This window comes from Paenibacillus brasilensis (assembly GCF_009363115.1).
GTDB lineage: Bacteria > Bacillota > Bacilli > Paenibacillales > Paenibacillaceae > Paenibacillus > Paenibacillus brasilensis.
Map to the genome: position 1 here is coordinate 4631634 of NZ_CP045298.1, position 19812 is coordinate 4651445.

At 49.8% G+C, this 19812-nt stretch carries 5 protein-coding genes and 1 pseudogene; all 6 read left to right on the top strand.

Annotated features, from left to right (window positions below; all coding sequences use genetic code 11):
- Nucleotides 1–7: 7 nt before the first annotated feature.
- The gene (locus GCU48_RS22035) at nucleotides 8–1468 is read left to right on the top strand and encodes a class I adenylate-forming enzyme family protein (protein ID WP_152381462.1); all 1461 of its coding nucleotides are present in this window, start codon (nucleotides 8–10) and stop codon (nucleotides 1466–1468) included.
- Between the two features lie 45 nt (nucleotides 1469–1513).
- Nucleotides 1514–2737 (top strand): aldehyde dehydrogenase family protein, encoded by a 1224-nt coding sequence (locus GCU48_RS22040; RefSeq protein WP_152381463.1) that lies wholly within the window; start codon nucleotides 1514–1516, stop codon nucleotides 2735–2737.
- Nucleotides 2734–4434: a thiamine pyrophosphate-binding protein gene (locus GCU48_RS22045; protein ID WP_152381464.1), complete on the top strand. Its 1701-nt coding sequence runs from the start codon at nucleotides 2734–2736 to the stop codon at nucleotides 4432–4434. The genes GCU48_RS22040 and GCU48_RS22045 overlap by 4 nt, the downstream gene beginning before the upstream one ends.
- Before the next feature lie 23 nt (nucleotides 4435–4457).
- Nucleotides 4458–5699: a beta-ketoacyl-ACP synthase II gene (fabF, locus tag GCU48_RS22050; RefSeq protein ID WP_152381465.1), complete on the top strand. Its 1242-nt coding sequence runs from the start codon at nucleotides 4458–4460 to the stop codon at nucleotides 5697–5699.
- A gap of 3 nt (nucleotides 5700–5702) precedes the next feature.
- On the top strand, nucleotides 5703–6110 hold the full coding sequence (locus GCU48_RS22055; RefSeq protein ID WP_152381466.1) for a 3-hydroxyacyl-ACP dehydratase FabZ family protein: 408 nt from the start codon (nucleotides 5703–5705) through the stop codon (nucleotides 6108–6110).
- Between the two features lie 111 nt (nucleotides 6111–6221).
- Nucleotides 6222–19187, top strand: a pseudogene (locus GCU48_RS22060) (amino acid adenylation domain-containing protein); the annotation flags it as partial.
- Nucleotides 19188–19812: the final 625 nt, after the last annotated feature.

The window sequence follows — 19812 nt, forward strand, 5'->3', positions numbered from 1 at the left end:
GAACGCTGTGCTTGTTACGCATACGGATTGCCGTATTATCTCACCTGAAGGGATTATGACAAGGGAGCGTCTGGAGCGGGATGTTACGATCTTCTCCCGTATGTTGGCTCTCCGAGGAATTCCTGAAGAAGGCAGAGTGATTCTGAAGGCGGCCAATTCTTATTATTTTGTTGTGTCTCTGTTCTCCCTGTGCAACATTGCTGTTTCGGTGACTGTAGTGGACGAGCAGACTGTGCTCGATGAGGTAGCCCAAATCTATGATGAAGCGGCTGCCTGCTGCATCCTGACGGATTGCGATCTAGAACTTCCTCATGCGCTCGTTATTCTGATTCAAGATCTAATTCAAGAAGAAGCCGTACACCCGCATTGGGTGGGAGAGCCAGAGATTGAAGCCCTCGACTTTAACAAGTGGTGCGAGAGGCCGGATGCCCTCATTCTGTATTCTTCTGGTACGACGGGAAAACCCAAGGGAATCGTGAAAGCTGGTTCAGCTTTCATGGAGAATATCAGGCACTCTATACACGCCATGAATTACTTACCGTCTGACCATATGCTCCCCGTTGTACCGTTTTCTCACTTCTATGGTATTTCACTCATCTTCTCCTGGTGGTTAACCTCATGTTCTCTAATTATCTGCAATCCTAAAAACCTCTGGAGCGTCATTGCAAGTATTACGAAAGACCGGGCGACGGTCGTAGACGCCAACCCCTCTGCTTTTTACACCTTGTTGCGTATGTTAAGCCGAAAACCCGAACAACTGGAAATGGTCAAGGAATCTCCGGTGCGCATGTGGTGCGTAGGCGGTTCCCCACTTACCCAAGACCTCGAAGAGAAATTTAACAACATATTTGGACAGCCCCTGCTGAATGGTTACGGCCTTTCTGAATTGGGCAACGTTACGCTGGGGACGCTGGAGTGTCCGCAAGGCTGTGGCAAACCGTTGCCTGGTGTGGACCTGAAAATACTTGATGCTGCTGGTAGCCAGCAGGCGGATGGCATCGTAGGCGAAGTGTGGATACGCAGTGCCGGATGTATGGAAGGTTACCTGAATCGTCCAGACCTGACGCAGTCCGTTCTACAGGACGGCTGGTTCAAGACAGGGGATCTGGGCTATCTGGATGACGAAATGCTGTATGTCATTGGCCGCAGCGGTAAGACGGTCAACCGGATGGGCTATATGGTATCTCCGGTCTATATCGAGGACCGGATTGGTTCGCTAGGATACCGATCCTGCGTGATCACCCTGGAGGACGAGGCTAAAGGAACATTGCTTATCGCATACATCGAAGGCGAATCCTCGCAGGCCTTGTCTGTACTCCGCAAAGAAATGAATCGGGTACTTCCCTCATACATGTTTCCCGATCTGTTGCTTCCGCTTGCCCATTTTCCATTAAATCGGAATGGAAAAGTAAACCGGCTGGAAATGGAGCGCATTGCCCTGGAGAAAGTTGCTTCTCGCAAAGTGTAACAAGATATTTACCAAAAACCGCATAAAGGAAAGGGAGGATGTATCATGAGTATGAATCCGGAACTGGAAAAAAATACGCTTTTTTTGGAAAGGCATGAGGCAATTCTGAAGTGCCTTAATTATTTGATGGAGTATCGGCAGGAAGTGATGGATATTCTCACGCAATTTTCATCCTATCGGGCCGCCGATGCAGAAATTGATTCCACGATCCTCACACTCCAAGGTGCTTTGCAAGAAGTGCAGACCTATCAGCCAAGCTGGCAACGATCTATGGCTGTATTCATGCCTTCCAACGTCGTTTTGTACTCCTATGCATTATACCTTTTGCTTCCGTCTCTGTACGTTGAAAAGATAGACTTTCGCCCTTCTTCTCACGTAAACGAGTACGTTAATATGCTGCATGAGAAGCTTCATGCTGTACATGGATTACCCATCTGTATTCGTAAAGTTAGCCAGAAGGAGTTCTTGGAGAATTCAGTTATGCCAGCTGATATTGTGGTGTTCACTGGGAGCTATACCAATGCGGAGAAGATCAAAAAACAAATCCGAAAAGAGCAACTCTACATTTTCTACGGACAAGGGATAAATCCTTTCATTATCGGACCCGATGCCGATCTGGAATTGGCGGTTACCGATGTGACTCGAATGAGATTGTACAACTCCGGACAGGATTGCCTGGGACCTGACATCATTCTGGTGCATCAGGATGTGAGGGAGAGCTTTAAAAACCTGCTGATTGAGCGGCTTGACCAACTCGTGTTTGGAGCCAACAATGATCCGAACGCGAACTATTCCCCTATTTTCTATAAAGACACGCTGTATTCGGTTTCTGAATATTTTAATACAAATGATAAGTTTATTATTTATGGCGGTGGCATCGATTTCCGTACGAAAAAGATGGAGCCGACGATTGTATATAGCGAACTAGATCAGGATTTGGAGATTATCGAGTATTTTTCACCAGTCTTCAACGTGGTTAGCTACCGAGACGACGAGCAACTGATCAAGCGTATTTCCTCCAGTTATTTCAGTGAACGTGCGATGGGCTGCAGCTTATACGGATCTAATCACCTGGCGGACGTCCTGCGAAAGAAGCACACGCTGACCATTAATGAGACGCTTGAGGATGTGGATCAGGGCAATAAGCCCTTTGGTGGCTATGGCACGATGTCGAACTATATTTTTTACGATTTTAAGCTCGTTTCGAAGCCCATTTTGATTTCAGAAATTGTCGCAGAATATTTGTCGGAAAAGAGGAGTTTGGTATGACTGCGAGCTTACTCCCCTGGGATGCCATCATTGGCTACTTAAAATCGGCTGGGGTTCGGCATCTCTTTGGATTACCAAGTGATGATCTCAAAATCGTATCGTCACTCCCCTCGTCGGGTATGGATTTTATTCTGTGCAAAGATCAACGTAATGCTGTGTTCATGGCAGCAGGCTATGCGCTCACAACCAACCAGATGTCTGTATGTGTTGTGGGTAAAGGCCCTGCGCTCAGTAATACACTCACGGGGCTGCTGGAAGCGAAGAACCTTGGTGCTCCGCTTTTACTTTTGGCGCTTGGCACCGGAGGAGACAAGCTGGGTACCCGATCCTTTCAGGAGGCAGATCAAATCTTACTCGTGAAGCCGCTCGTAAAATGGGCTTACCGTGTCGAGCATGTGGATCGGCTTGTATGGGCGATGGAGCGAGCGGCTTTTTTGGCCATCAATGGGGCCCCAGGTCCTGTCTATATTGAACTACCCGAAAACCTGATGGACCAGCCTGTGCCGACAGAGCTTCAGTTTATTCCGCCAGAAAAGCTTTCGTGCTCTCCGTCTCTTCGGGAGCTGGATGCGGCATGGGAGATTATCAAGACTGCTCGCAGGCCTGTCATTTTGGTCGGAGGCGGGATGAAGTCAGTTAAAAATGATGTAATTGAGATATTCGCTAATCTGCGAGGAGCAGCCTTGTTCGCAACCGCCTCGGGACGGAGTGCAATTGATGAAGACGATGAACTCTTCTGTGGTGTTGCCGGGCTCTATACGGATCTCAGTCTGAGACAAATCTGGAAGGAATCTGATGTGGTGATTGCGCTGGGCAGCCGATTGGAAGAAACGGCTACGTTTGAGTGGGATATTTTTCTAGAGGATACACCCTTAATTCAAGTCAATGTCGAGCTGGAGGATTTTGCACACGAATACCGGGGCGTCAAAGTGCTTGGAGATGGATATGCAGCATTAGAGCAGTGGGTTCAACGGTACAGACATAAACCTGATGGAGTGTGGCTTGAAACGATCAGAAGGTGTAAGCAGAAGGCATTCTCTAATAGAGCCATTTATATGGAGGAACTGAAAAAGGCTCCTGGAATTCACGTTCCAGAGCTGCTGGAGATCATTCAGACAGAATTTCCAGAAAAAATGGTGCTTGTTCAGGAAAATGGATTACAGGATATGTGGTCTTACTTTTATCCATATTTTTGCTTCATGCAAGGTTCTCTTTCAATTGTTCCCAGTGACCAAACGAGCCTTGGATTCGGTGCGGCTGCTGCTCTGGGGGCAAGTGTGGCAACAGAACGTCCAGTAGTGGCACTGGTAGGGGACGGTGCGTTCAATCTCTTCTATTCGGATTTTATGACGGCGGTGCAGTATCAAATACCGTTAATCTATATCGTACTCAATAATGGCGGCTACGGTTGGCTGCAAAATCAGATGAATTATAAGCATCTTTCGGATCAATCCTTGCCATTTGTCTCCGAGGAGGCCAAGGCAGGAATCCAAATTCCACAGTATGAGTTTGTGGAAAGTCTTGCGATCCGGAGCAAGGGGGAGGCCCGGGAACAGCTTCAGCTTGCTTGGCAAAAGTATCAGGAGAACAAGCTTGTGGTCGTCGAGGTATATGCTGATCTTGCTGATGTGCATGAGAAAATCAGTCATGTGTATGGCGACTTTCCTCTCTACGAGCAACAGGCTTCCAAGAATTAATTTCAGCGAAGGACGTGGGTACAGTGAGAAGACGTGTTGTAGTGACAGGACAGGGAGTCGTAACGCCGGTCGGGCTTAATCTTCCAGATTTCTGGAATTCACTGTTGGAAGGAAAGAGCGGAATCGGACCTGTCACTGCTTTTGATACAGCGGACATTCCGACAAAAATTGGTGCACATGTTACGGGCTTTGATCCGTTGCAATATATGAGCAAGAAGGAAGCTAATAAAGTAGCACAGTTCACCCAATTTGCCTTGGCGGCTGCCCGTCAGGCAGTCGAGCAATCTAAATTAGTGATTGACGAGCGGAATGCAAGCCGCGTGGGGGTTATTGTCGGCTCTGGAGCAGGCGGCCTCGACGTCATAGAGGAGAACTATGGGAAATTAACAAAGCTTGGTCCCAAAAGGGTTTCTCCTTATTTTGTTTCCTCGATGATGATTAATTCTGCGCCTGGTGAAATCTCCATTGCTATCGGAGCCAAGGGACCTTCGTTTGCCGTGGTTACGGCTTGTGCTACTGGAAGTAATGCCATCGGTGAAGCATTACGTACGATCCAGTACGGCACGGCTGATGTCGTGGTCGCTGGAGGAGCAGAAGCGAATTTCAGTCAGCTTGATTTAGCATCCTTTGCGAATATCCATGCGCTCTCCAGATGCAATGAAGAGCCGCAGAAGGCCAGTCGTCCGTTTGATGTGGACCGCGACGGATTCGTCATCGGCGGAGGAGCAGGGGTGTTGGTGCTGGAGGAGCTAGAGCATGCCTTGAACCGCGGAGCCACGATTTTGGCCGAGGTTGCGGGTTATGGATGCACGACCGATGCGTACCATATCACGGCTCCTGATCCCTCGGGCTCCGGTCCGGCGGAAGCGATCAGCATCGCTCTGCAGGATGGCGGTTTGACACCGCAGGAAATCGACTATGTCAATGCCCATGGTACGAGTACGCCGTTTAACGACCGTATGGAGATCAATGCGATTCAGAGCGTATTCGGAGCGCATGCTCCCCGTTTGGCGATATCATCTATTAAATCGATGACAGGCCATTTAATGGGCGGAGCAGGGGCAGTTGAATTAATCGCCACTGTACAGAGCTTGCTCCACAACAAGGTACCACCGACACTCAATTGCGACAACCCTGAAGCCCCTGAACTGAATTTTGTACCGCACGTATATCAGGAACGCGAGGTCCATGCGGCGATTAGTAATTCCTTTGGTTTCGGGGGGCACAATGTCTGTCTTGCTGTTCGCAAGTGGGAGGGGGTATAGCCTGTGAGCGAAGAGCTAATCCATATCCCGGATGTGCTTCCGCACAGGTATCCGTTTCTTCTGCTGGATGGCGTGACTGGATACGAAACGTCGCAATGGGCGAAGGGGTACAAGTTTGTTACCTGGAGTGAATGGTTTATTACAGAGGCTAGTCCATACATGCCTCCTATGTTGATCGTGGAGTCGCTCGCACAATTGGCGGCATTCGCTGCGATTGATAAAAAAGGTATTGCATACCTGACCAACCTCAATGGAATTCGATTCCACAGCTTGGCAAAGCCAGGGGACCGAATTGATCTTTATTTTGAAGTGATCAAGCGTCGGCGGGGTTATGTACTCGGAAGTGGTCGGGCTTCCGTAGGCGATCGATTGGTGGCTGAGGCGGAAGAAATTGTTTCACTTGGTCAATGACGGGGTGGAAGCGCACGTTGAACTGTCCTTTTGTCCTCCTGACTGCCAGTAGCAGCGGGAGGATATTCACATCACGGAATAGGAGTGAATGAGATGAATGACATGCAGTTATATGATTTAACAAATGCGCAGAAGCGTATATGGTATACCGAATTACTCTACCCAGGTACGTCAGTGTCACAGCTTTCCGGTACAGCTAAGATGAAGGGTCATATAAATATCGCTGCCTTCATGCAGTCCAATAATTTGATTATCAAACAGTATGATGCGTTCCGCATTCGTATTACCTCAGTGGATGGAGTGCCTCAGCAGTATGTCGTTCCTTATGAAGAGAGACAGTTTGAGTACCTGGATCTTACCCACTATGAAAGTATCTCTGAGGTGGAAGCCTTACTTGAGCAACACAAAAGCAAACCCTTGCCACTGCTGGATTCTGAACTCTTCCAGTTTTTAATTGTGAAGATTAGCGAGGATGAGTATTGGATTAACACCAAGATGCACCATATTATTTCTGACGGGATCTCAATGGTGGTCTATGGCAATCAGCTAACAGCGTTTTACATGGATTTAATTCAAGGAAATGAACCGAAGCTGAACGACGATTGCTCTTATATTCAATATATTGCAGAAGAGAACGCATACGAGCTTTCGGACAGATACCAAAAGGATAAGGCATACTGGCTGGATAAATTTTCTGATTTGCCTGAACTTACGGGTTGGAAGTCATATAATCCGTTATCTCTGAGTACCCACGCCGTTCGGGAGCATTTTACCGTGCCAGAGGTGCTATATCACGAGCTACAGGCATTTTGCCAACAGAACAGGATTTCTCTGTTCCAGTTCCTCATGGGTGCGATGTATATCTACATACACAAAGTGACGAATCAGCCGGATGTGGTGATTGGTACTTCGCTCGCTAACCGGGGGAACAAAAAAGAGAAGCAAAAGATAGGTATGTTCGTCAGCACGGTTGCAGCCAGAGCATACGTCGAAAAGGATATGGATGTGTTGAGCTTCCTGCAGGATGTAGCCAGGGATCAGATGTCGGTCCTGCGGCATCAGAAGTATCCATATAATCACTTAATTCAGGATCTTAGAGAAATGCATGGTAACAAGGATATTCAGCGGCTTTTTGGCGTTTCAATGGAATACCGCCTTATCAATTGGGTTGATTTGGATGACGTGTGCATTTTGATGGATTATGATTTCTGCGACGACGAAGTGAACGATTTCGTGCTTCATATCGTGGAGATCCTGGATGAAGGCGAGCTGGTACTGGATGTCGTTTATCGGACGAAGCTGTTTGAACCCAGTGAAGTAAAGGACATGGTTTCCCAGTTGCTTACGATCGCCGAGCAGATCATTCATGCACCGCAGCTTTCCATTGCAGAGGTACACTTATTGGGTGAAGCAGAAGAGCAATCCATTTTGGCTCTTTCGGAAGGCGTTGCAGTCGATTATCCGCGTGAGAAGACAATCCATGGCTTATTCGAAGAACAAGCTGAGCGCACGCCAGATCACATAGCCGTTCAGATGGACGAGCAGAGCATTACATACCTAGCTCTAAACGAGCAGGCTAACCAGCTCGCGAGATATTTGCGCACCGAAGGCGTTGGTGCAGATGTACTCGTCGGGATTATGGCTGATCGTTCCTTGGAGATGGTCGTCGGCATGCTGGCGGTTTTGAAGGCGGGAGGAGCCTATGTGCCCATTGATCCCGATTATCCCGAAGAACGTATCCATTATATGCTGGAGGATTCGGGAGTCCATCTGTTGCTCACCCAAAGCCATCTATGGGAGTGCACCACATTTGGCGGAAAGCTTGTGAATCTGGACGAAGTTGCATCGTATAAAGGGGACACTTCAAATCTGGAGAGCATTTCGGGGGCGAGCAATCTTGCCTACGTCATCTATACATCGGGTACGACAGGCAAGCCAAAGGGAACGCTGATCGAGCACAAAAATGTAGTTTGCCTGCTCTTTAATGATAAAAATATGTTTGATTTCGGTCCTCAGGATACGTGGACCCTGTTCCATTCATTCTGCTTTGACTTCTCCGTATGGGAAATGTACGGGGCATTGCTGAATGGAGGACGTCTGGTCATCGTTCCATCGCTTACCGCGAAGAGTCCAGATCGTTTCTTGCAATTGCTTAAGGACCAGAAGGTCACCGTTTTGAACCAGACGCCGACATATTTCTATCAGTTACTACAGGAAGAGCTTGGTCATCATGCGGCAGAACTGAGTCTCCGTATGATTATCTTCGGTGGCGAGGCATTAAGCCCGGCCTTGCTCAAGGACTGGAGAACGAAGTACCCGCAAGTGCAGCTCATCAACATGTACGGCATTACCGAAACAACCGTGCATGTAACATACAAAGAAATTACGGATCTGGAAATTGAACAGGGCCGCAGCAATATCGGTACCACGATTCCGACGCTGCGTGCATACATTCTGGATGAACAACGCCGTCCACAGCCGATTGGCATTCCAGGTGAACTCTACGTGGCGGGCGAAGGCCTGGCACGCGGCTACCTGAACCGACCGGAATTGACGGAAGAGAAGTTTGTCGCTCATCCGTTTGAAGAAGGCGAGCGTATGTACCGCTCGGGTGACCTGGCACGCTGGCTGCCGGATGGCAGCATGGAGTATTTGGGACGGATTGACCACCAGGTTAAAATCCGGGGTTACCGCATCGAGCTGGGCGAAGTGGAAGCGAAGTTGCTCCATGCTCCGTCTGTAAGGGAGGCTGTAGTGCTCGCTCAGGAGGATGGAAGTGGACAAAAGGTGCTTGTCGGCTATTTTACAGCCGATCAGATGCTGACGGTAGGCGAATTGAGACAAGCCTTGGCGGCAGAGCTGCCAGCTTATATGATTCCGTCTTACTTTATGCAATTGGAACAGATGCCTTTGACGCCAAATGGCAAGCTGGATCGCAAAGCACTTCCGGCTCCGGAAGCCAATGTGCAGACTGGAGCAGTTTATGAACCGCCAAGGACGAAGGCTGAGGAAGCCTTGGTGTCCGTATGGCAAGGGGTGCTGGGAGCACAGCAGGTCGGCATCCATGATCATTTCTTCGATCTGGGTGGTGACTCCATCAAGGCGATCCAGGTATCCTCGAGATTGTTCCAAGCCGGGTATAAGCTAGAGATGAAGGATCTCTTCAAATGTCCGACAATTGCTGAGCTAAGCCCGTATCTTCAAGCAGCCGGACGCACAGCAGAACAGGGTGAAATTAAAGGCGCAGCAGAGTTGATGCCAATTCAGCGATGGTTCTTTGAACGTCATACAGAGGAGCCGCATCATTACAATCATGCCGTCATGCTCTATCGGAAAGACGGCTTTGATGAGGCTGCACTCCGGTTGACGATGACCCAAATTGCTACCCACCATGACGCGCTGCGTATGATCTTCCGATCTACAGAAGCTGGTTATACAGCCTGGAATCGTGGAACGGATGAAGGCGAGCTCTATACCTTGGATATAGCTGATGTGCGACAGGCGGATGATCAGGCTGCTGCCGTTCAAGCCAAAGCCGATGCCATCCAGGCAAGCTTCCACTTGGAAGACGGCCCACTGTTCAAGCTAGGCTTGTTCCATTGTGAAGATGGGGATCATCTATTAATTGTTATCCATCACCTTCTAGTTGACGGGGTATCCTGGCGCATCCTGTTTGAGGACATCGCAACGGGATACGAGCAGGCGTTGAATGGACAAGCGATTGTCCTTCCACAAAAGACAGATTCGTATCTTGTATGGTCTGAACAAGCGGCGAAGTATGCAGCAGGGCCTGCTCTGGACAAGGAGCGTGCATACTGGCAGCAGATCGAGGATACAATTCTGGCCCCACTGCCAAAAGATGAAGATCAGGAGCCGGGCACCATTCGGGATACCGAGTCGGTAACGGTAACGTGGTCTGCGCAAGAAACAGACCTGCTGCTGCGACAAGCGAACCGGGCGTATCATACGGAGACGAATGATTTGCTTTTGACTGCTCTGAGAGCAGCAATCCAGCGCTGGACAGGCATGGGACAGGTTCTGGTCAATCTTGAAGGGCATGGACGGGAAATGATCATACCGGAACTGGATATTACCCGTACCGTGGGCTGGTTTACAACCCAGTATCCGGTTCTGCTGAACCTGCAAGACGGACAGGAAGTATCTGCACGAATCAAGCGTATTAAGGAGAATTTGCGCCAGGTTCCGCACAAGGGAATCGGCTACGGTCTTCTGAAGTATATGGCACCGGAGAAAAGTGTCGGATTCGGCATAAAGCCTGAGATTTCCTTCAATTATCTCGGACAGTTTGATCAGGACTTGGAGGGTAATGCCCTTAGCCTATCCACACATTCCGTCGGTAAGGCGCTCAGTGATCACACACCACAGCAATATGCTTTGGATGTGAATGGCATGATTGCCGAAGGCCAGCTATCACTGACGATTACGTACAGCAGCAGGCAGTATCGCGAGGAAACGGTGAGTCATTTTGCCGAATTATTACAGTCGAGTTTAAGCGAGGTCATCCGACATTGTGTGGCTCAGGAGTGCTCACAGCTTACGCCAAGTGATATTCTGTTCCAGGGATTAACACTGGAGCAGCTTGATCAACTCACGACGCAAACGGCCCACATTGGAGAGATTGAGGATGTGTACAAGCTGACGCCGATGCAGAAGGGGATGCTGTTTCACAGTCTGCTGGAGCCGGACTCCTCTTCATACTTCGAGCAGGCTACGTTCGAGCTGCGAGGCAGCTTCGATGTAGATATCTTCTTCGAGAGCTTCCAGGCTCTGGCACAAAGACATGCCATACTCCGTACCGGCTTTTACAACAATATCGCTGATGTACCGCTGCAAGTTGTCTTTAAGCAACGGTCAATCCCTCTGCGCTACGTAGATCTGCGTTCCGCTACGTTGCAGGAGCAAGAAGCTCAGATCAAGGCTTACACTGCTGAGGATATGGCTAAAGGTTTCAGTTTGTCGGAGGACCCGCTGATGCGAGTAACCGTCCTGCAAACGGAGCAGAGTTCCCTGGTATTATGGAGCTTCCATCATATTGTTATGGATGGCTGGTGCATCCCGATCATTACCCAGGAGCTGTTCGATTATTATTCTGCCCTGCGCCAGCAAATGCAGCCTGTGCTGCCGCCAGCTCAGTCTTATAGCCGTTATATTGAGTGGCTTGATGCACAGGATAATGGAGAAGCTTCAACGTATTGGAGCCGATACCTCGAGGATTATGACGGGAATACCGTATTGCCGGAAGGCAAAACGAAATCTCAAGCCAAAGAAGCGGGCTATGTTCTGAATGAGCATGTTCTCCATCTGGGTGCATCCTTGACCGGTAAAATGGATGTTGTCGCGAAGCGCAATCACGTGACCGTCAACACGCTCATGCAGACAGCCTGGGGACTGATTCTTCAACGTTACAATGCCAGCTCGGATGTGGTTTTCGGCGGTGTTGTATCAGGTAGACCGGCTGAGATTGCAGGTATCGAAAATATGGTGGGTCTGTTCATTAATACAGTACCTATCCGTGTGCAGTCCTCCAAAGACGAAGCCTTTGTCGAGATCATGAAACGCACACAGGCACAATCACTGGCAGGACGTGCTTACGATACCTACCCACTGTATGAGATTCAGGGGAAAACAACCCAAAAGCAGGACCTGATTTCTCATATTATGATCTTTGAAAATTATCCGCTCGACGAACAGGTGGAGCAATCGGGTAATCAAAATGAAGACAATCTCGAAGTCGCGAACTTCACCATGTTTGAACAAACGAACTATGACTTTAACCTGGTTGTGATTCCAGGCGAGGATATCAAGGTCTGCATTCGTTACAACGCTTTGGTCTATGAGCAAGAAAGTATTGCGCGGATCGGAGATCATTTGTTGCAAATGCTCGATCAGGTAGCTACTCGTCCGCAAGCGACGATACAGGAACTGGAGATTGTAACGCCTGAGGAACGCACGAAACTGCTTGACTGGGGCGGCAAGGCCCAAACCTATCCAAGTGATCAGGGTCTGCATACCTTGTTTGAAGAGCAGGTTGTCCGTACGCCGGATAAGATTGCGGCTGTAAACGGCGACATCCAGATCACGTATCGGGAGCTGAACGAGCAGGCGAACAGGCTGGCCTCCACCTTGATAGCTCAGGGACTACGAAGTGAACAAGTGATAGGTCTGTTGGCAGACCGTTCTGTGGAGCTGCTTGTTGCCATCATGGGTGTGCTCAAAGCGGGCGGAGCCTATGTACCTATTGATCCTGAATATCCGCAGGAACGGATTCAATATATTCTCAAGGATTCCGGCGCTGAGATTCTGCTTACACAGAGCCACCTGACGGAGCTGGCTTCCTTTGATGGAACGGTTATGGAATTGGATTCCCCGCACATCTACGGAACCGGAGTGGATAATCCTAATATTCCTGTTGGAGGAAACGATCTGGTGTATTTAATCTATACATCGGGTACAACCGGCAATCCGAAGGGAACCATGATTAACCACAAGGGGATCGTGAACTACATCTGGTGGGCCAATAAGGTCTATTGTGCTGGAAAACCAACGGATTTCCCGCTTTACTCATCCATTTCGTTTGACCTGACACTGACGTCGATCTTTACTCCATTAATGAATGGAGGATTAGTACGGATATATGATGGTATAGATAAAGCGGAGGTTGTACAGCATATTTTGCGCGAAAATGCGGTGGATATCCTCAAGCTGACGCCGACTCATCTCAGTCTTATTAAAGATATGGCCATCCCGGCGGAAAGTCGCATTCAGCAGCTCATTGTGGGTGGAGAGAATTTGACCACATATTTATCGAAAACCATCACAGATCTCTTTGGTGGCAACATCAAAATCTACAATGAATACGGTCCAACCGAGACGGTCGTCGGCTGTATGATTCACCTCTACGATCCTGCGAAGGATACGCGTGAATCCGTGCCGATTGGATTGCCAGCAGACAATATATATATCCATATCCTGGATGAACAGCTCCGTCTCGTACCGTTAGGTGTGGAAGGCGAAATGTACATCGCCGGGGACGGGGTAGCCCGTGGATATCTGAACCGGCCTGAGCTTACCGCAGAAAAATTCATTAGAAATCCGTTCGCTTCGGAAGGAAATATGTATCGAACCGGGGATTTGGCTCGTCGCCTTCCTAATGGAGACATTGAGTACATTGGGCGTATTGACCATCAAGTTAAAATACGGGGCTATCGTATTGAGCTTGGTGAGATTGAAGCCAAGCTGCTGGATATTCCACTTGTCGATGAAGCTCTCGTTGTCGCGTGGGCAGATGCCCAAGGGCAGAAATCGCTATGCGCCTACTTCGTAGCTGACCAGGAAATGTCTGTCAGTGAGCTCAGAAACGAACTGTCTGCTGAACTGCCTGCATATATGATCCCGTCTTACTTCGTCCAACTAGACGTGATGCCTTTGACACCGAATGGCAAGCTGGATCGTAAGGCATTGCCTGAACCAAACTCAGGTGTAAAGGCAGGAGCAGACTTTACCGCTCCGCGGACGGATGTGGAGACCATTTTGGCATCGATTTGGCAAGGTGTGCTAGGTGTGCCGCTTGTCGGCATCCATGACAATTTTTTTGAGCTCGGAGGCGACTCGATCAAATCCATTCAAGTATCATCAAGGCTTCTCCACGCAGGCTATAAACTTGACATGAAGGATTTGCTCGGCTATCCAACCATTGCAGAGCTGGCCCAGCGCGTTAACGCAGTCAGCCGAATTGCAGATCAGAGCGAGGTACACGGAGCGGTAAGACCGGGACCTGCCCAGCGCAGATTTTTCGACGAGCAGTCGACGGACCTGCACCACTTTAATCAGTCGGTCATGTTGTACAGACGGGAAGGCTTCAATACTGATGCGCTCGCCAAGGTTGTTCGGAAAATTGCAGAACATCATGATGCACTGCGACTGGTGTTCCGCCAAGGAGAGCGGGGCTTTGAAGCCTGGAACCGCAGCTTAGGTGAGGGTGAGCTTTATAGCCTTCAGATCCACGATCTGCGGGATGAAACAGACCCGGCTTCGGCAATAGAAGCAGGTGCGGAAGCCATTCAGCGCAGCATCTCTCTCGGTAATGGACCTCTCTTAAGATTGGGCCTGTTCCGCTGCGCGGACGGGGAACATCTGTTAATCGTTATTCATCATCTGGCTGTTGATGGCGTATCCTGGCGCATCCTCTTTGAGGACCTGCAGGAAGGCTACGAGCAGGCAGCACGCGGAGAAGCTGTCAAGCTTCCGCAGAAGACGGATTCGTACCGTGCATGGGCCCAGGGAATCACACAATATGCGAACAGTCCGGAGGCTGAACAAGAACGCAGCTATTGGGCAGAGGTAGAAGGAGATGGCTTTGTCCCTCTTCCAAAAGACAAGGTAGACGGCGATCTTCTCATCAAAGACAGCGAGGCTGTTACAGTAAGATGGTCACCAGAAGAGACAGAGCAGTTCCTGAAAGAGGCGAACCGCACTTACAACACGGAAGTTAACGATCTGCTCCTGACGGCACTCGGCATGGCTGTTCACGAGTGGACGGGGATCGAACGTGTAGGCATCCTTCTGGAAGGGCATGGACGGGAGCCTATTGTACCGGAACTGGATATCACTCGCACAATAGGCTGGTTTACAAGTCAATACCCTGTCGCCCTTGAGATGGGAGAGAAACTGGAGATCGGCGCCAGAATCAAGCGCGTCAAGGAAGGTTTGCGTCGTATTCCTAACAAAGGTGTCGGATATGGTATTTTGAAATATTTGAGCGACGTATCCGATGTCTCCTCCTTCTCGGCTGAACCGGAGATTATCTTCAACTACCTGGGACAGTTCGACCAGGATCTTGCGGGGGGGACGATGGAGGTATCCCCTTACTCGGTAGGACCTGCGGTCAGTGAGCAGATGGTGCAGCATCAGGCGTTGAACATTAATGGACTGATTGCCGAAGGACAACTGCACCTTTCGGTCAGCTATAACCGTCAGCAGTTCCACACGGAGTCGGTAGCGAAGTTTGTCGGCATCCTGAAGGACCGTCTCAGCGAAGTCATTGGACATTGTGTACGCAAGGAAAGAACGGAACTTACACCAAGTGATGTACTCCTCAAAGATATCAGCCTGGAAAAAATCGAGGAGCTGGAAGAGCAGACACGGCATATCGGCAGCATTGAAAATATGTATAAACTGACACCGATGCAAAAGGGAATGTTGTTCCACAACTTGCTGGAGCCTCATTCGGAAGTCTACTTTGAGCAGGCCAAATTTGAAATTCAAGGAGCATTCTATCCTGAGGATTTCAAACGCAGCTTAAAGCATCTGATGAAACGGCATGCCATATTGAGAACGAATTTCCATGCCGGATGGGGCGATTTCCCTATACAGATTGTGTTCAAAGAAAGAGCGTGTGACTTCGTATACGAGGACCTGCACGAGCTGGAATCCGGTGAAATTGAAGCGCGTCTTGCAGCTTATACTGCTCAGGACAAAGCAAGAGGCTTTGATCTTGCCGAAGGAGCATTGCTGCGTGTGACCATTCTACGGACGGCAAAAGAGGCTTACCATCTGCTGTGGAGCTCTCATCACATCATTTTGGATGGCTGGAGTATGCCTCTTGTGCTTCAGGAAGTGTTTGAAACGTACGGGGTTCTGCGTGAGCAAAGGGAGCCTGAACTTCCTGCTGCTGTATCGTACAGCCAGTATATTCAATGGCTGGAGGAGCAAGGTGAGGAAGAGGCATCCTCTTACTGGAGAGGGTATCTGGAAGGCTACGAACAGCAGACGAAGCTGCCGCAGGCGATAGCACAGCCACTAGCAAAAGCGGAAGCCTACGTATCGGAGAAGCTTGTATTCACGTTGGATGCGGAACTGACCGAGCGGTTGGAACAAGTGGCCAAGCAGAACCAGGTAACGATGAACACGCTGATGCAAGCAGCCTGGGGAATCGTGTTGCAGCGCTACAATAGAAGTCAGGATGTCGTCTTCGGAAGTGTGGTATCGGGAAGACCTGCCGAGATTCCGGGTATCGAAAGCATGATCGGTCTCTTCATTAATACGGTTCCGGTTCGGGTACAGGCAGAGGGAAGCGATACGTTCTCCCATGTGATGAAAAGACAGCAGGAATTATATTTGGCAGGACATGCTTACGATTCCTATCCGCTCTATGAGATTCAAGCACAGAGCGAACAGAAGCAAGATTTAATTTCTCATATTATGGTATTCGAGAATTACCCGGTAGAGGAGCATCTGGAAGAGAAAATTGCCAGTGAAGAGGCTGAATACAAAATTACGGATGTTCAGATGTTTGAACAGACGAATTATGATTTTAACCTTATTGTGCTGCCGGGCCGTAATCTGGAGTTCTTGTACCGTTACAATGCCCGTGTCTATGATCAGGAGAGCGTGGAACGGATTCAAGGGCACTTAATGAAAATTCTGGAAAATGTATCTGTTCATCCTGCCATCCGCATTGATGAGCTGGAGCTGATCACGCCGGAAGAGAAATCGCAGATTATAGAGGTGTGGGGCGATACAGCAGCTCCTTATCCGCGTGAGAAGACCCTTCACGGCATATTTGAGGAAAAAGCGGCGCTCACACCGGATCGTACAGCACTTATCTATGGCGAAACGAAGCTTACCTACGGAGAACTTCATCGGCAGGCGAACCGCCTCGCACGTACGTTGTGTGACCAAGGGGTCAAACCGGACCAGCCGGTCGGCATCATGGTTGAGCGCTCGCTTGAGATGATCATCGGCATCCATGCCATTCTAAAAGCGGGTGGGGCCTATGTACCGATTGATCCGGAATTCCCGGAAGATCGTATTCGCCACATGCTGGAGGATTCGGGTGCGAAGCTTCTGCTGACGAAAAATCATCTCAAAGATCGTTTTCCGTTTGCTGGCACGCTCCTGGCACTTGATGACCCGCAGGCGTATCATGCGGATGACTCGAATCTGGAGCTACTCGCGGGGCCGGAGCATCTGGCGTATATCATTTACACGTCAGGTTCAACGGGCAAGCCGAAAGGTGTAATGATTGAGCATCGCTCTGCCGTCCATACGCTGAGCCAGTTGGAAGCTGAATATCCGATGTTGGCAGGCGACCGATTCCTGCTTAAAACGACATTCACATTTGACTTCTCCGTGCCGGAGCTGTTCTGCTGGTTCTTTGGGCAGGGAACCCTCGTGATCCTGCCGCAGGGCGTGGACAAAGATCCGGTGGCACTGCTGGAGGCCGTGGATACGAGCCGTATCACGCATCTCAATCTGGTGCCGTCGATGCTCAGTGTTCTTGTTCAATATTTGAAAGAAAGCGGCAGCCAAGGATTCCTTACTTTGAAATACCTGTTTGCCTGCGGCGAGACGCTGCCTGCCAAACTTGTGGAAGAGTACTATAAAGTATCTCCATACGCAGTGCTGGAGAACATCTATGGTCCTACCGAAGCGGCCGTATATGCGACCCGATATACAACGAGCCTTGAGACTGCTGCTCTAACGTATGTGCCTATCGGTAAACCGTACGCTAACGTCCAAGTATGGATGATGGACAGTGCTGCTCAGGTATCACCTGTGGGTGTACCGGGAGAACTCTGCATTGCAGGCGAAGGGGTAGCGCGAGGGTACTTCAACCAGCCGGACCTGACGGCAGAGAAGTTCATTCCTCACCCGTACAAACCGGGAGCACGGATTTACCGGACGGGCGATTTGGCCCGATGGCTGCCAGACGGGAATATTGAGTATTTGGGACGGATCGATCACCAGGTAAAAATCCGGGGTTATCGCATTGAACTGGGAGAAGTGGAAGCACAAATTCTTAAAGTGCCATCTGTGCAGGAAGCAGTCGTTCTTGCACTGGCTGATGCAACTGGAAGTACTCAGCTTTGCGCGTACTTTGTGGCTGAGGAGGGGCTTGCAGCGGGCGTGTTACGCGAGGCGCTGGCCAGCGAGCTGCCGAGCTACATGATTCCGTCTGCTTTCGTACAGTTGGCACATATGCCGCTGAATCCGAATGGCAAATTGGATCGCAAAGCGCTGCCAGCACCGGAATCACTCCTGCGGAGCACAGCGGAGTATATCCCGCCGCGTACGCAGACTGAAGTAGAACTGGTGCAGATTTGGTCCGAGGTACTCGGCGTGCAGGAAATCGGAGTCAAAGATAATTTCTTCGAACTTGGGGGCCATTCCCTGAAAGTATTGGGATTGATCCAGAAGATCTCGTCCGGGATGGGTGTCCAGCTCCCGCTGCAGCTCGTGTTCAATCTTCCGACTGTGGAAGAAATGGCACATGAAATTTCCAAGCAGCGGGCAAAAGATGCTCCTGACGAAGAAGAAATGGAAATTATCCACTTCCCAGGGAAAGGAACGCTCAAAGTGTTTTGCTTCCCTCCTCGGGTCGGCTACTCTCTGGGGTACTATGAGATGGCTAAGGAGCTGGAAGGACATTGCGAGGTATACGGGCTGGAATTCATCGGCGATCGTTTCCAGGGTCAAGACATGCTGGATCGATACAGGGATGCCATCGTGGGTATTCAGGCTGAAGGACCATATGTCTTCCTGGGATACTCACTTGGAGGAAATCTAGCCTTCGAGGTGGCCAAAGCCATGGAAAGCCGAGGTCACCATGTCAGCGACATCATTATGGTGGATGCTATGAGAAAGATGTCCAAGGATGAATCGACGCCGGAGCAGCTTGAAGAGATCGTCGAGGCGGTGCTGGACAGCATTGGGGATCAGTACAAAGCATTCTTGGCTGAACCATCTGACAGGGAGCGAGTCAAAGACAAAATGTTGATCTACTCCATCTACCGAAATGAGCTTATTAACGCGGGTGAAGTTCGAGCGAATATCCATGCCTTGATTGCAGAAGACGATAGCATCGGTCCGGTGACATCATCAGATAAACTGCTATGGCAACAGACGACGCTTGGTCAATACGAGGAGTACGGAGTCATCGGTACGCACGATGTGCTGCTTGATTCCGGTTATGTTGGCGAAAATGCTAAAGTACTGAGACAGATTCTTCGCAAGGTCGCAGAAGCATCACCTGAAAATAAGTCCATTTTGTCCTAAGATCAATCAACGAGAATAAGTGTTGGGTAGCAAAGACGCCCGGGTTCCTTTATATAGAAGGAACCCGGGCGTCTTTTTCTCGTGCGCCCGGCATGGGCGATAACTTGGCGGTGAAAGTCCGCTACAGGCTTGGCAGTAGGAACTGTTAGCCAAGGGCAAGGGTGTCTGCCGCGAGGCAGAATCTGAAGGAAGCCGGAGGCAAACCCTCGGTCTGACGAACAGAAATCACATAGAAGGCATGATGGAACGGACGAGCTTGCGAGACAAAGTGAAGTCCAATACTGCCCGAATTCCATGATGTAAATGTGACAGATAGATGAGGGGAAGGTTATCGCTCTTACCCGGGGAGGTCTCACAGACGTTGTGTAGGAAAAAAAATATTATCTGAAAGACGGAGTAAAGCTTGCTGTGAGAAGTCAGCAGAGGCCATAGTACCGGAAGTTTTTTTTCGGAAAGGGCTGAACAATCGTAGGTCTTGAGTACAAACAGGAAGGAGAGTCGGTGTGATGAAAGCAGAATACCGAAAGGGCTACCTGCAAAGGGATAGCGTGGAACGCGAAGAGTATGCAGGAGCGCGGAGCATCGGCACTCGGGAAAGTAGGGAAAGAGGCGGTGCAAGCGACGT